This window comes from Stutzerimonas kunmingensis, from assembly GCF_002929225.1.
Taxonomy (GTDB): Bacteria; Pseudomonadota; Gammaproteobacteria; order Pseudomonadales; family Pseudomonadaceae; genus Stutzerimonas.
The window spans coordinates 759580-773068 of sequence record NZ_PISM01000022.1 but is presented as its reverse complement, the minus strand read 5'-3'; the positions used below and the strand labels follow the sequence as shown (position 1 = coordinate 773068).

14 protein-coding genes are annotated in these 13489 nt (G+C 63.7%); 5 read left to right on the top strand and 9 right to left on the bottom strand.

Annotated features, from left to right (window positions below):
• Positions 1–13 precede the first annotated feature (13 nt).
• Positions 14–1249, top strand: a complete 1236-nt coding sequence (codA, locus tag CW305_RS22765; protein WP_104099073.1) for a cytosine deaminase — start codon at positions 14–16, stop codon at positions 1247–1249.
• On the opposite strand, the gene CW305_RS22760 is transcribed toward codA, so the two are convergent.
• Positions 1243–1929, bottom strand: coding sequence for a c-type cytochrome (locus CW305_RS22760; RefSeq protein ID WP_023445041.1), 687 nt, complete (start codon positions 1927–1929; stop codon positions 1243–1245). The two genes, codA and CW305_RS22760, sit on opposite strands and share 7 nt — an antisense overlap.
• A 459-nt stretch (positions 1930–2388) precedes the next feature.
• On the opposite strand from CW305_RS22760, the gene CW305_RS22755 reads away from it, so the two are divergent.
• Positions 2389–2892, top strand: coding sequence for an acyl-CoA thioesterase (locus CW305_RS22755; protein WP_042927133.1), 504 nt, complete (start codon positions 2389–2391; stop codon positions 2890–2892).
• 119 nt (positions 2893–3011) lie between these two features.
• Positions 3012–3356: a zinc ribbon domain-containing protein YjdM gene (locus tag CW305_RS22750; RefSeq protein ID WP_023445042.1), complete on the top strand. Its 345-nt coding sequence runs from the start codon at positions 3012–3014 to the stop codon at positions 3354–3356.
• Positions 3357–3403: 47 nt separating this feature from the next.
• Here CW305_RS22750 and CW305_RS22745 read toward each other — a convergent pair whose 3' ends face one another.
• Complete coding sequence (locus CW305_RS22745; protein ID WP_104099072.1) at positions 3404–4132, bottom strand: DUF1294 domain-containing protein; 729 nt, start codon at positions 4130–4132, stop codon at positions 3404–3406.
• A 128-nt stretch (positions 4133–4260) separates the two neighbouring features.
• Here CW305_RS22745 and CW305_RS22740 point away from each other — a divergent pair, with 128 nt between their 5' ends.
• Complete coding sequence (locus tag CW305_RS22740) at positions 4261–5091, top strand: NYN domain-containing protein (RefSeq protein ID WP_104099071.1); 831 nt, start codon at positions 4261–4263, stop codon at positions 5089–5091.
• A gap of 10 nt (positions 5092–5101) precedes the next feature.
• Here CW305_RS22740 and CW305_RS22735 read toward each other — a convergent pair whose 3' ends face one another.
• Positions 5102–6502, bottom strand: a complete 1401-nt coding sequence (locus CW305_RS22735) for a diguanylate cyclase (protein WP_104099070.1) — start codon at positions 6500–6502, stop codon at positions 5102–5104.
• 217 nt (positions 6503–6719) lie between these two features.
• Between CW305_RS22735 and CW305_RS22730 the strand changes: the two genes are divergently transcribed.
• Complete coding sequence (locus tag CW305_RS22730; protein ID WP_023445046.1) at positions 6720–7100, top strand: hypothetical protein; 381 nt, start codon at positions 6720–6722, stop codon at positions 7098–7100.
• A gap of 12 nt (positions 7101–7112) precedes the next feature.
• Here the strand turns inward: CW305_RS22730 and CW305_RS22725 are convergent, their stop codons facing one another.
• The 6 genes from CW305_RS22725 to CW305_RS22700 are packed head-to-tail and all read right to left on the bottom strand — an operon-like array spanning position 7113 to position 13279.
• Entirely contained in the window at positions 7113–8039 is a 927-nt protein-coding gene (locus tag CW305_RS22725) for an ABC transporter permease (protein WP_104099069.1), read from the bottom strand.
• Positions 8039–9175: an ABC transporter permease gene (locus tag CW305_RS22720; RefSeq protein ID WP_104099068.1), complete on the bottom strand. Its 1137-nt coding sequence runs from the start codon at positions 9173–9175 to the stop codon at positions 8039–8041. Before CW305_RS22720 ends, CW305_RS22725 begins: the two co-directional genes overlap by 1 nt.
• The gene (locus CW305_RS22715; protein ID WP_104099067.1) at positions 9168–10760 is read right to left on the bottom strand and encodes an ABC transporter ATP-binding protein; all 1593 of its coding nucleotides are present in this window, start codon (positions 10758–10760) and stop codon (positions 9168–9170) included. The genes CW305_RS22720 and CW305_RS22715 overlap by 8 nt, the downstream gene beginning before the upstream one ends.
• Positions 10757–11860 carry a BMP family ABC transporter substrate-binding protein gene (locus tag CW305_RS22710; protein ID WP_104099066.1) on the bottom strand — a complete coding sequence of 368 codons (1104 nt, stop codon included), beginning with the start codon at positions 11858–11860 and terminating at the stop codon, positions 10757–10759. Before CW305_RS22710 ends, CW305_RS22715 begins: the two co-directional genes overlap by 4 nt.
• A gap of 25 nt (positions 11861–11885) precedes the next feature.
• Positions 11886–12272, bottom strand: coding sequence for a VOC family protein (locus CW305_RS22705; protein WP_104099065.1), 387 nt, complete (start codon positions 12270–12272; stop codon positions 11886–11888).
• Positions 12269–13279, bottom strand: coding sequence for an isopenicillin N synthase family dioxygenase (locus tag CW305_RS22700; protein ID WP_104099064.1), 1011 nt, complete (start codon positions 13277–13279; stop codon positions 12269–12271). Before CW305_RS22700 ends, CW305_RS22705 begins: the two co-directional genes overlap by 4 nt.
• Positions 13280–13489: the final 210 nt, after the last annotated feature.

Genomic DNA, 13489 nt, shown 5'->3' with positions numbered 1-13489 from the left:
TCAAGGAGTCACCATGAACATCCTCAACGCCCGCCTGCGCGGCCGCAGCGGCCTCTACCGCATCGAACTAAACGGCGCACGCATCGCTTCCATCAGCGCGCAGCAGGCACCAGCCGAAGCCAACGAGGGCGACATCGACGCCGCCAGCAATCTGGTGGTGCCACCCTTCATCGAGCCGCACATTCACCTGGACGCCACCCTCACCGCTGGCGAGCCGGCATGGAACATGAGCGGCACGCTGTTCGAGGGCATCGAACGCTGGGGCGAGCGCAAGGCGCTGGTGACCCACGAGGACACCAAGGCGCGGGCGAAGAAGACCATCGACATGCTGGTCGACCACGGCATCCAGCATGTGCGAACCCACGTCGACGTCACCGACCCGACGCTGTCGGCGCTCAAATCGATGATCGAGGTGCGCGAGGAAACCCGCCACCTGATCGACCTGCAGATCGTCGCCTTCCCACAGGAGGGCATAGAGTCGTTCAAGGGCGGTCGCGAGTTGATGACCGAGGCGATCGCCATGGGCGCCGATGTGGTCGGCGGCATTCCGCACTTCGAGAACACCCGCGACCAGGGCGTCAGCTCGATCAAGTTCCTCATGGACCTGGCCGAGCGCAGCGGCTGCATGGTGGACGTGCATTGCGACGAAACCGACGACCCACAGTCACGCTTTCTCGAAGTGCTCGCCGAGGAAGCCCGTGTGCGCGAGATGGGCGAGCGCGTCACCGCCAGCCACACCACGGCGATGGGCTCTTACGACAACGCCTACTGCTCCAAGCTGTTCCGCCTGCTCAAGATGTCGAAGATCAACTTCGTTTCCTGCCCGACCGAGAGTATCCACCTGCAGGGCCGCTTCGACACCTACCCCAAGCGCCGCGGCCTGACCCGTGTGGCCGAGATCGACCGCGCCGGGATGAACATCTGCTTCGGTCAGGATTCCATCGTCGACCCCTGGTATCCGCTGGGCAACGGCAACATCCTGCGCATCCTCGAAGCCGGGCTGCACATCTGTCACATGCTCGGCTACGAGGACCTGCAGCGCGGCCTGGACTTGATCACCGGCAACAGCGCACGGACGCTGAACCTGGGCGAGCGCTACGGACTGGAAGTGGGGCGCCCGGCCAACCTGCTGGTGCTGTCGGCGCCGGACGACTACGAGATGCTGCGCACCCAGGGCCATGCCCTGCTTTCGGTGCGCAATGGCGAAGTACTGATGCGCCGCACGCCGGCGCAGATCCAGCGTTACTGAGCGGCGGCTGTAACGTTGCGCAAACGGTTGATGTTGGCCATCTCCTCGGCCGGCGTCAGCTTCAGCTGCGAGAGATAGGCCGCCAGCGCCTCCACGTCTGTCGCGGAAAGCTGCGCGGCGACGCCAATCATCACCGAACCTGCGCGGCTGGGATCGTTCTCGCGGAAACGCGTCAATGCCTTGCGGATGTATTCGTCGGGCTGTCCGGCCAGCCGCGGCATGGTCTCCATGCCCTCCGCATGCGCGCCATGGCAGCCGGTGCAGGTGGTCTGGAAGATCTTCTCGCCGGTATTGCGCAAGGCTGCATCCGTCGCACCTTCCGGCGGATTGACCTTCTGCTGGCTGAAGAACACCGCGATGTTCACCCGCTCCTCCATGCTGAGATTCTGCGCCAGCTTGGACATGACAAAGTCGGTGCGCTCGCCGCTGGCGAACTTCTCGAAGGCGTGGAACAGGTATCGCGGATTCTGCCCGGCAAGATTGGGAATGTGCTTGCGCTTGCTGTTGCCGGTTTCGCCGTGGCAATAGGAACAGAACACGGCGCGTTCCTGACCGGCCAGGCTGGCCTGCTCGCGCCGTTGCTCATCGGCCATGACGTAGTTGAAGCGCTCGACGACCGCCTCGCTGGCATGAGTCAGCGGAACGAAGCAGGCGAGCAGGGCAAGAGCGAGCGTACGCATGAGGAGGCATCCGTTACTTGAAGTAGTTAGTGGCCTGTTAGGGTTCAGTTGGTCAATTTCGGCGCCCATGGCCCCGATACTGTGTCGCAGCGCCTTGTCTCGGAGCCATGTTCATCCGATCTTGCCTCGACCCACTCACCCCACAGGCCATTAGGATTTTTTGGGCATCCGACTATAAAAAGCGCCAAGCCAGCGGACCCCGGCACAGGTCAACAAAAGTGCTGTTGTGCGAGGCGCCGGCGCCATCCGTGAGCCGCGTCACATGTCGCCGCCGGACCTGAGACAGCAATATGACACTCATGCCGTAGCTGGCGCTTTTTCCGCCAAATGACAGAAGTGCGCGCCTTTGCCGCATTGACGATAGAAAAAATCGATGAAGCGTTTTGCTGGAAACGCCAGACAGGAAGGAGGCATTCGACTAAAGTAGCAACCCTTCACCACCGAGGAGCCGTAACCCCCATGCTAGATGGACATGCAGAGCTGACCATGACCGTGCTGATGACGCCGGACAAAGCCAATTTTTCCGGCAACGTACATGGCGGCACGCTGCTCAAGTATCTCGACGAGGTCGCCTACGCCTGCGCCAGCCGCTACGCCGGGCAGTACGTCGTCACCCTCTCGGTGGATCAGGTGGTGTTCCGCCAGCCGGTGCATGTTGGCGAACTGGTCACCTTCCTCGCCTCGGTCAACTACACCGGTACCACTTCGATGGAGATCGGCATCAAGGTCGTCACCGAAGACATTCGCGAGAAGACCGTGCGCCATACCAACAGCTGCTTCTTCACCATGGTCGCCCTCGGCGAAGACGGCAAACCGGTAGCGGTACCGCCGCTCAACCCGAAGACGCCTGAACAGCAGCGTCGTTTCGCCCAGGCCTACCAGCGCCGCGAAATCCGCCGCGAACTGGAACATCGCTACAGCGAGCTACGCGCTGGCAACGAGCGCCTCACCGCCGTGAAGTAAGCGCTACCCCGTGAAACCACGTGGAGTCCGGTCAGCCTGGATTCCACGGCGGCCCCAAATTTGTAACAAAACCTTATACAATGCACGGCTTTCCGCATCCCGCCCCCTGAGGATCTGCCGTGAGCTCGCTGCCACCCTGCCCCAAATGCAACTCCGAATACACCTACGAAGACGGCCAGATGCTGGTCTGCCCCGAGTGCGCCCATGAGTGGTCCGCCACCGACGGCGCGGCTGCCGCGAGCGAAAGCGACAAGGTGATCAAGGACTCGGTAGGCAACACGCTGCAGGATGGCGACACCATCACGGTAATCAAGGACCTCAAGGTCAAGGGCTCGTCGCTGGTGGTCAAGGTCGGCACCAAGGTGAAGAACATCCGCCTGGTCGACGGCGACCACGATATCGACTGCAAGATCGACGGCATCGGCGCGATGAAACTGAAGTCCGAGTTCGTCAGAAAAGTCTGAGCCGCGATGCTCGTCCGAAAGCCCGGCATTCGCCGGGCTTTCGCGTTTCACAGCAGCCGCAACAGCCAGTCCAGCCGCTCGCGGGTAAAGCCGCTACCAACGAACAGCAGATCGATCCAGAACGCCTGGTGCAGCACCACGATCAGCCAGAACGCCAGCTGATAGCTCAGCTTGCGGGTCTTGTGGCGAAAGACCTGCTGCGCCACGAGCGCACCCGGCCAGCCGCCGGCCAGCTCGAAGAAATGCAGTGTGGTTTCCGGTGTGCGCCAGCGATCCTTCAGCGCGCTGTGCTTGTCGCGCCAGTAGAGGACGAAGGTCAGCAGGCTGGCGACGGCATAGATCGCCAACGGCAACACCGCACCGAGGCGCAGGAGGCTGCCCGCCAACGGCAGCAGACAGAGCAGCCCGAACAGCACCAGTTTGAGGGGAAGCTGCTGGATGTTGCCGGCGACCAACTGGCGCGCAGGCTTGCCAGCGGCCCGCGCCGTCGCGCGCGGACGGGTCTGTTGCTCGGCCGGCTTGCGCTGACTGCCCGGGCGCTGGCGAATCGCTGGCTGGTCCAGCGTCAGCGGCGCATCCAGCCGCAGATGCTCGGCACGTAGCCGGCCCTGGGGATCGCGCCCCGACACGTAGAGCACACGATCACCAACCAGCGGCCGACGCTCACCATGCACGGCCGAGATATGCGCGAAGACATCCTCACCGCCCTGCTCCGGGCGAATGAAGCCGAAGCCCTTCTGGTCGTTCCAGCTTTTCAGCGTGCCTCGCTGTTCCATGCACCGCAATCCATGTGATCAAAGCCGCGCATGCTAACCGAGTTCGGCAGGCGTTGGCAGCACGCCGCTATGGCCAGGGCACGGTGGTCGGCGTTATGGTCGGGCGATCTCCAGTCCAGGGAAGAAGCATGGCCAGCAAGCCCAACAGTTCGAACAAGCAGAAGCACCTCGCCGTGCTGATCGACGCCGACAACGCGCCCGCCGCCATCGTCGAAGGGCTGTTCGAGGAAATCGCAAAATACGGCGTCGCCAGCGTCAAGCGCATCTACGGCGACTGGACCAAACCCAACCTCGGCAGCTGGAAAAAGGTGCTGCTCGACTACTCGATCCAGCCGATCCAGCAGTTCGCCTACACCTCGGGCAAGAACGCCACCGACAGCTCGCTGATCATCGACGCCATGGACCTGCTCTACACGCGGCGTTTCGACGGCTTCTGCCTGGTTTCCAGCGACAGCGACTTCACTCGTCTGGCCGCACGCATCCGCGAAGAGGGCCTGACGGTGTATGGCTTTGGTGAGCAGAAGACGCCCTCGCCCTTCGTCTCTGCCTGCGACAAGTTCATCTACACCGAAATCCTGCGCGCCGATGCCGCCAAAACGACATCCGAGCCACCGTCACCGGAAAAGCTCGCCGCAGCCGCCGCTCAGGTGGAAGAAACCAGCAAGCCGCCGAAGGCCGGCGACAAGGGCGACACCATCAAATGTCAGCAGGTACCGGTGGACTTCATCGCAAAGGTGCTCGACGACCTGTCCGAGGAGGACGACTGGATTCAGCTGGGCACCCTCGGACAGAACATCAGCAAGCTGCGTCCGGCCTTCGATCCGCGGCTGTATGGCTGCAAGAAGCTCAGCGACCTGATCGCCAACCAGCCCAAGCGCTTCGACCTGGAGTCCCGTGGCAGCAGCGCCACCGGCGGCAAGGACCTCTACGTGCGCCTACGCAAGCCCGGCAAGCACTGAGCACCGCCACTCAGCTCACCTGCTCGTCCGGCGCATGGCAGCAGACGCGGTCCCGGCCCTCATGCTTGGCCCGGTACAGCGCGGCGTCGGCACGGCGCAGCAGGCTGTCCACCGTATCCGTCGCATTCAACTCGGCGACACCGGCGCTGAGGGTCTGCGTATGGCCAGTACTGAAAGACAGCGCCCGCGACTGCTCGCACAGGCGCTCGGCAAACGCCGCGGCCTGCTGGCTGCTGGTTTCCGGGCACAGCAGAAGGAACTCTTCGCCACCCCAGCGGCCCACGGCATCACTGCCGCGCAGGAAACCAACCAGTAGATCGGCAAACTCCTTGAGCACGCGGTCACCCATCTGGTGACCGAACTCGTCGTTGATGGATTTGAAGTGGTCGATATCCAGCATGACGATCGACAGCGGCCGGCTGTAACGCCGCGCCTGCTCCAGCGCCCTGGCGAAACGCCGATCCAGGGCGGCGCGGTTGGCCAGGCCGGTGAGCGGATCGGTCTGCGATTTGACCTGCAGCTGCTCGTTCAACCGACGCAGCCGGCCGATCCAGAACAGGCTGGTCAGCAGCATCACCGAAAAGACCACGACGATCTGCACGACCAGACGGTAGTCGGTGCCCGACTCGACGCGAATCGGCGCATGCCTGTTGGCGATCTGGTTCAGCTCGCCCGGCGTGATCGTCGCGATCGCCTTGTCCAGGATGTCGCGCAGCACCGGCTCGCTCTTCAGCACGCCGATGCGAAACTGATTGTCGAGACTCGTCAGCTGCCCGGCGATCTTCAGATTGAACCAGCCTTCGCGGCGAATGGTGTAGGCAGCCACGGTCAGCGAGCGCACGGTGAGGTCGGCCTTGCGCTCGTTCACCAGCGCCAGCGCCTGGGCATCCGTGTCGGTGCTGATGACGCGCAACCGGGGGAAGTCCCGCCGCACGCTTTCCTCGACGGAGGTGCCGACCGGCAGCGCGACGGTCACGTCATCAAGAGCAGACAGATCGGCTACGTACGGATGATCTTCCCGCGCGATGACCACGTTGGCGTCGGTGAACAGCGGCTGGGTGAAGATCAGCCAGGTATCGCGCACGGGCGTCTGGTTGAGGAAGCTGAGCAGCTGGCAGCGGCCGGCCTGGGAGAATGCCACCGACTGGCCCCAGTCGCTGGTCGCCACGATATCCAGTTGCAGCCCCGCTCGTTGTGCTACCAGCCGCAGCAGGTCGGCAGCGATCCCTTCATGCTCCCCGCGGGCATTGAGCATCTCGAACGGCAGCCAGTCCGGGTCGACACAGATGCTGACCGAGCGGTTGCCGGCCAGCCAGTCACGTTCGGCTGCGTCGAGCTCGAGCGTTACATCGGCCGTTGCCGCTGCACCACCTGCAAATGCCAGCAACGCCAGAAGCAGATACCTAGTCACTTCAGCCACCCTCGGGAGGAGTGCACGTAACATTGGCGACGGCTGCAGTTCAACACGGCGCAAATAGCACGGCAAGATCAATCATGGCTTTGAGCCATCACAAATCATGCCAACCATTTTTTTGACGCTTCTAATCATTTGCAATCATTGATTGGCGCAGCGATCGAACCGACCCCCGGCCAGCTCTTCTAACGGGGACCGAATATTGGAGGTTTCAATGAGCAAGCAGCTATTTCTCGCCTGCGGTCTGGCGCTCTGCGCCCCGCTGGCGTTCGCACAAACGCCGCCGCCGGAAGTGGTCACCCACCTCAACGGCCTCGATGTGGAGATCAGCCCAATGGGCGTGCCGGCCAAATCCGAAGGGGTCGAAGGCGAGCTGCTTGGCGTGCGGGCGGTGAAGGTGATGAACCGCACGGGCGGCCAGATCACCTGCGAGTTCCATGTACCGAATGACGCGCGCTCGGATACCTCGGCGTCGCCGGTTTTCACCGTCGCGCCAAATACCCAGCGCACCGAGCGGGTGCCTGGGGACTATTCGCCGGACGAGCCCTACGCGGAGATCACTTGCCGCTCCAGCGACCAGAGCCCGGCGCAATAAGCGCCGTGACCCTCAGCGGCGCTCCTCGCGGATAAAGGGAATACCCAGAGCGCCCGGCTGATTGCCGGAAACGTTCTTGCCGCTGGCAACCCAGATCATCACCGCCAGGGTCACGGCGTAGGGCGTCATCAGCACGAAGTACTGCGGCAGACGCACCCCGGCAGCGGCCAGCTGCGGGATCAGCGCCTCGATGCAGCCGAACAGCAGCGCACCGGCCAGGGCCTTCCAGGGCGACCAGCGCGCGAAGATCACCAGCGCTACGGCGATCCAACCACGGCCGCCGGTCATGTCGGCGATCCACAGCTTGGTGCTGAGCACCGAGATATAACCGCCGGCCAGGCCGATCAGCGCGGAACCCGCGAGAATTGCTGCGAGCCGATAACCGAGCACGGAAATCCCTGCTGCATCCGCAGCCTGCGGGTTCTCCCCGACCGCGCGCATCCGCAGGCCGGTAGTGGTGCGGGTGAGAAACCAGACCACGGCAAGAAAGATCAGCGGCGTCATGAACACCAGCGGGTTCTGAACAAAGACCTTGCCCAGCAGCGGCAACTCCGACAGCGGCCACAGCTCCACCGCACCCAGCCCCTTGATTGGCTTGTTGGTCCAGTCCAGCAGCGTGCCGAGCAAGCCGGTCAGGCCCTGGCAGAAAAATACCAAGGCGAGCCCTGCGATCACCTGGTTGATGCGCAGCACCAGCACCATCAGCGCGAACAACAGCGACACCACGGCAGCCGCGCCCATCGCCATCAGCAGCGAAGTGCCGTGGCTGCCGAACGCCAGTTGCGCGCCAATCCCGGCCAGGGCGCCCACCAGCATCAGCCCTTCGGCGCCCAGCGCCAGGACGCCCGCCCGTTCCGTGAGAATCAGCCCCAGCGCCGCTATGGCGAAAGGCACGGCGAAGTCCGGTGTGTTGCCTAGCCAGTTGGCGATCATGTCCATCAGCTTTCGCCTCCCTGAACGCGGCGGATACGGTGGCGGATAAAGAAATCCGAGGAGGCGACGCAGATCACCAGGATCGCCTGGATCAACTGCACCATGGAAAACGGGATCTGGTAGAACACCTGCAGGCTGCGCCCGGCGACGAACAGCATCGCCATCAACAGCGCCACCACCAGCGCCGCCACAGGGTTGTTGCGCGCAAGAAAGGCGATGAGAATTCCGGAGAAGCCGTAGCCCTGATAGAACGACTGGGTCAGCCGCCCCTCCTGCCCGGCAGTGACGAGAAATCCGGCGATCCCGGCCATGGCACCGGAAACCAGCACCGTGCCGATGATCATCTTTTGCACCGGCACGCCCACCGCGCCCGCCACCCGCGGGTTGGCATCAACGAAGCGCAGGTACAGCCCGGCGCGGGAAATGCCGAGAAACCATAGCGCCAGCAACGCGACGAACACGGCCAGCGGCACTGCCGCGCTGATGCCGTCGAACAGCTCGGGCAGGCGCTCGAACGGCTGGAATTGCGGCGAATAAGGGAACGAGCTTTTCGGGTCTTTCCAGCTTCCGTACAAAAGGTGCAGCAGGAAGTTGATCGCCAGGTAGTTGAGCATCAGTGTCGAGATGATCTCGTTAACCTTTAGCCGCAGCTTGAGCAACACCGGCGCCAGCGCCCAGAGCAGCCCGCAAAAGATCGCCGCTGCGAGCATCAAGGGCAGACGCAGCGCCTGCGGGCCGATCTCGAACAGCGAGATTGCCGTCGCTCCGATGGCGCCCCAGATCATCTGACCCTCAAGCCCGAGGTTCCAGAACTTGGCGCGAAACGCCATGCAACCGGCCAGGCCGACGAGGATCATCGGCGAGGCCTGAAACAAGACCGCTTTCAGGCTCTGCGCATCGAACACCGTGAGAATGACGAACTCATTGAGCAGCTCGCCGGCCGGCACGCCAGCGGCGATCAGGATGGCGGCGGAAATGCCCAGTCCCAGCAGCAGGGCGAGACCGATGATCGCAGCCTGCCGATGCCAGGCCAGTTGCTGGCGGATCTCCAGTGCGTAACGCCGCGACAGCAACGGCGGCTTGGGCTGTTTCGCCGCTTGCGCGGCTTGCTCCACGATCACGGGGTGTACCTGTTCATTCATGGCTTGCCCCTTCAGCTATTAGCTCTGCGTGGCCCTGCTCTCCTTGACCAAGCTGTCCGTGACTGACCATCGCCCTACCAATGGCCTGACGATCCGCGGGCCGGTCGAATTCCGCGACAATGCGCCCGGCGTTCATCACGCCGATGCGGTCCGCCAAGGCCAGCACTTCGTCGAGGTCTTCGCTGATCACCAGCACGGCCGCGCCGGCATCGCGGGCGGCGCGCAGGCGGCCATGCACGGCAGCGGTGGCGCGTACGTCCAGCCCGCGACTGGGGCTGTGCACGAGCACCAGTTGCGGGTCGCGGGAAAACTCGCGGGCGATCACCAGCTTCTGTGCGTTGCCGCCGGAGAGCAGCGCGGCCTTCTGCTTCAGCGAGCGCACGCCCTGCACATCGAACCCGGCCACCGCCTCGGCGGCCTCTGCCTCCAGACGCTTGCGCCGGAGATTGAAGAACGAGCCATAGCGGCCGCTATGGATCTGCCCGACACCGAAGTTCTCCGCCACCGACAGCTCGCCAGCTAGCGCCGTGCCGTAGCGGTCGGCCGGGATGGAGGCAATGCGCAACTCCCGGCGCTGCTCAGGGCTGGCCCGGCGCAGATCGCCAAAACCGGTCAATTCCAACGCGCCTTCGCAGGGTTCCGGCAAGCCCATCAGCACATTGGCCAACTCGCTCTGGCCGTTGCCGCCGACGCCAGCGATGCCGTAGATCTCGCCCGCGCGCAGGCTCAGGGTCACGCCATTGAGTGCGCCATGCCCGCCCGCGCCGGTCGATCTGAGATTACGCACCTGCAGCCGCACCTCGCCCGGTGTCGCCGGCTGATACTCGCTGGCCGGCGCGGAATCACCCACGGTCAGACGCACCAGCTCGGGCACCGAGACCGATTGCGGATCGAGGGTTTGAATCGTCCGCCCGCCGCGCATCACGGTGACGCGGTCGGCAAAGCGTTTCACATCGCTCATCTTGTGGGTGACCAGGATCACCGCCGCGCCCTGGCGGGCAAAAGCACGCACTGTTTCCAGCAGGCGCTCGGCTTCCCCATCGGTCAGCACCGCTGTCGGCTCGTCGAGAATCAATATCCGTGCGCCCGCCAGCAGTACCTTGAGAATTTCCACCCGCTGTTGCTCGGCCACGGACAGTGACTCGGTGACCTGTTGCGGGTCGATGGTGAAACCCAGCTCTGCTGCCTTGTCGCTGATCCGCTGCTCTAATGCGGCCAAGCGCTGCCGATGGCTGCCCGCGAAAGCGTGGTTGCCCGGCCCCTCGGGCAGGGCCAGCTGAATGTTCTCGGCCACGGTAAAAGGCTTCACCAGCTTGAAATGCTGATGAACCATGCCGATGTGGTAGCGGCTCGCATCGCGCGGGCCGCTGAGCCGCACCGCATTGTCATTGATCAACAGCGATCCGCTTTCCGGTGCGTACAAGCCAGCGGCGATGTTCATCAGCGAGGATTTGCCTGCGCCGTTCTCGCCGAGCAGCGCGTGCACTTCGCCCCAGTTGGCGGTGAAGTCTGCCTGGGACAGGGCCATGAAGCCGTCGAACGACTTGCTCACCCCGGTCAGCTGGATCGCGTTGAGGTTGCTCATTGCTGGGTGATCACTCCCTTGACGAACCAGTCCATCTGCCACAGCGCAGGGTCGGCCATGACCTCGCCGGCGGCGATGCGCTCGGTGCCGTCACGGTCGACCATGGGCCCGGCATAGATCTTCTTCTCGCCTTTGAGCAGCTCTTCGCGGGCGGCCATGATCTTCGCCTTGTCTGCTTCGGAAACCGCCGGGCCGCAGCAGGCCGCGTCGGTGCCGCCTTCGGCCATGGACAGCAGCGCGCCGTTTTCCGGTGGCGTCCAGTTACCGGCGCTGATCTTCTTCAGCTCCGGGGCGAGGAACTTGTCCCAGACCCAGACCGACGAGCAGACGGTGGCGTCCGGGGCGAACTCGCGCATGTCTCGGTGGTGGCCGGTGCCGTGCACGCCGCGCTCCTGGGCGACGATCTGCGGTGTCGGGCTATCGACGTGTTGGCCGAGCACATCAGCGCCGGCGTCGATCAACGCCATGGCGGCGGCGCGTTCCTTGACCGGATCGTTCCAGGCGCCGGTGTAGACCACGGTGACGGTGGCGTCCGGGTTGATCTGCTGGGCGCCCAGGGCGAAGGCGTTGATCGTCCAGTTCACCTGACCGAAGGGATTGGCCGCGACAAAGCCGAGCTTGCCGGTCTTCGACGCCGCGCCCGCCGCCATGCCGCACAGGTACTGGCTCTCGTAAGTGCGCCCGTAGAAGGATTCGAGATTGCCGCTATTGGTGGTGCCCGAGCCGTTGAGGAAGGCCACGTCCGGATACTTGTCGGCCAGCTCCTTGAAGGTGTCCGAATAGCCGAAGGCGGTGCCGATGATGACGTTGGCGCCACGCTGGATCAGCCGGTCCACGGCTGGGCGGATAGAAGAAGCGTTCTCCGGCACGCTCTCGACGTACTGGATCTCGGTATCCAGCTCGGTTTCGAGCTTCTGCCGCGCCTCGTCGAAGGCCTGGGTCCAGCCGCCGTCGTTGCGCGGGCTGATGTAGAGCATGGCGATCTTCGCCGGCTTATCGAGGGTCAGCCCCTGCCCTTCCTGCGCCGCGGCGGCGCCAACAGTCGTCGCCAGGCCGAGAGCCACCGCCGCACACAAGGTCCGTTTCATCTGATTGAGCATTTTTGGTCTTCCTGAGGTTGGCACGTCAAAGCATGTGGTTGATGCGAAACACGTTGTTTTCCGGGTCCAGCAGCACCGCCTGATACCAGTGGTAATAGGTCTCGTAGGGTGCCTTGATCAGCGTCGCGCCCATGGCGACGGCAACGGGCACCAGGCGGTCGACCTCGTCTTTCGAGTCGACATCGATGTTCAGCAGGAACTTGCAGCCGCGCGTGTCGGCGTACTCATCCAGATGCAGCAGTTCGTAAGCGTCCTGCGCGTTGAAGCCGATGCAACTCTTGCCGGTATCCAGCCCGCGAAAGATCGGTGAGGCGATCTCGGGGATGTTCCTGAAGCCGAACAGCTCGCGGTAGAAACCGCTCAGCGCCTCGATGTCGCGGGCAAAGACGTTGACGTAGGACAGCGTGCTCATGCGACCTCCAGGCCTTTGCCGAAGGTGGTCTGCTTGACGAACTTGGAGAGCAGGTTGTCGCCGGAGGTGACCGGCGCGTGGCGTGGCGATTCGCCCTCGCTCAGGCATCCCGGCAGGCACTCGATCAGCGCGTCGTAGTTGGGCTGGTGGAAGAACACCAGTGACTGGCGGCCGTTGTCGGCGGGGCTGTCCTCGGGCGGGTTGACCACCCGATGCAGCGTGGAAATCCACTGATCGTTGGTCCACTGCATCATCAGGTCGCCTATGTTCACGGCGAAGCCGTTCTCAACGTAGGGCACGTCCACCCATTCGCCCTGACGGTTGCGTGCCTGCAAACCGCCCAGCGCGTTGTCCGGCTTGACGATGGTCAGGCTGCCGTAATCGGTGTGGGCACTGGCGCGCAACTGTCCGGGTTCGACCGCGCCCTTCACGTCCGGGTAGCTGAGGCTGCGGAACATGCTGATGTGCTTGTCGATCTTGTCGTCGAAGAAGGTTTCCGGCAGCTCCAGCGCCAGGGCGAAGATGCGCATCAGCGACTGCGAAAGCTCGCTCATTGCAGCGAAGTACTCGCGATAGGTCTGCTCGAAGCCTTCGATGCCGGTGGGCCATACGTTCGGCGCGAAATGCGGGCCGGCTGCGGGGCAACGGTAGTAGTGCTCATCCGGCACATCGCTGGGCCCGATGGAAAAGGATTCCTTGAGATCGCCAGGCGCGGCCTCCTCCATCGAATACGACAGGCTCTCTTCGGCGATGGCGCTGTAGCCGCGCACCATTTCCGGGCTGGGCCGGTCGACCTTGCGCTTTTCCGGCAACGGCAAGGCGAAGAACTGCCGCGTCAGCCGCGACACGCGCTCGATCAGTTCGGTGGGGATCTGGTGATTAGTGATGACCAGAAAGCCGATGTCGCGACAGGCCTGGTCCACGGCTTTGGCCACCTGGGCTTTGCCCTCCGGTGTACCGGCAAAGTACGGCGCCAGGTCGATGATCGGAACGTATTGCAGAGTCATGGGTGACGCACTCCTCTGACGCAAGGCTGAACCTGAGCGCGTCGCCGATGGCGCGGGCGCTTCTCTGTATGCGTGACGCTGCCGCCCTTTTGCACACGGGCGACTTTCTAGGAGAGAGCAGAAAGCGTGCCACCGGATCGATTCGCTTACAGATCAGTGGCTTAGCGATTTGACCAGGGCAAAACGGATCAAATGGTCCGGTTCAGAGCA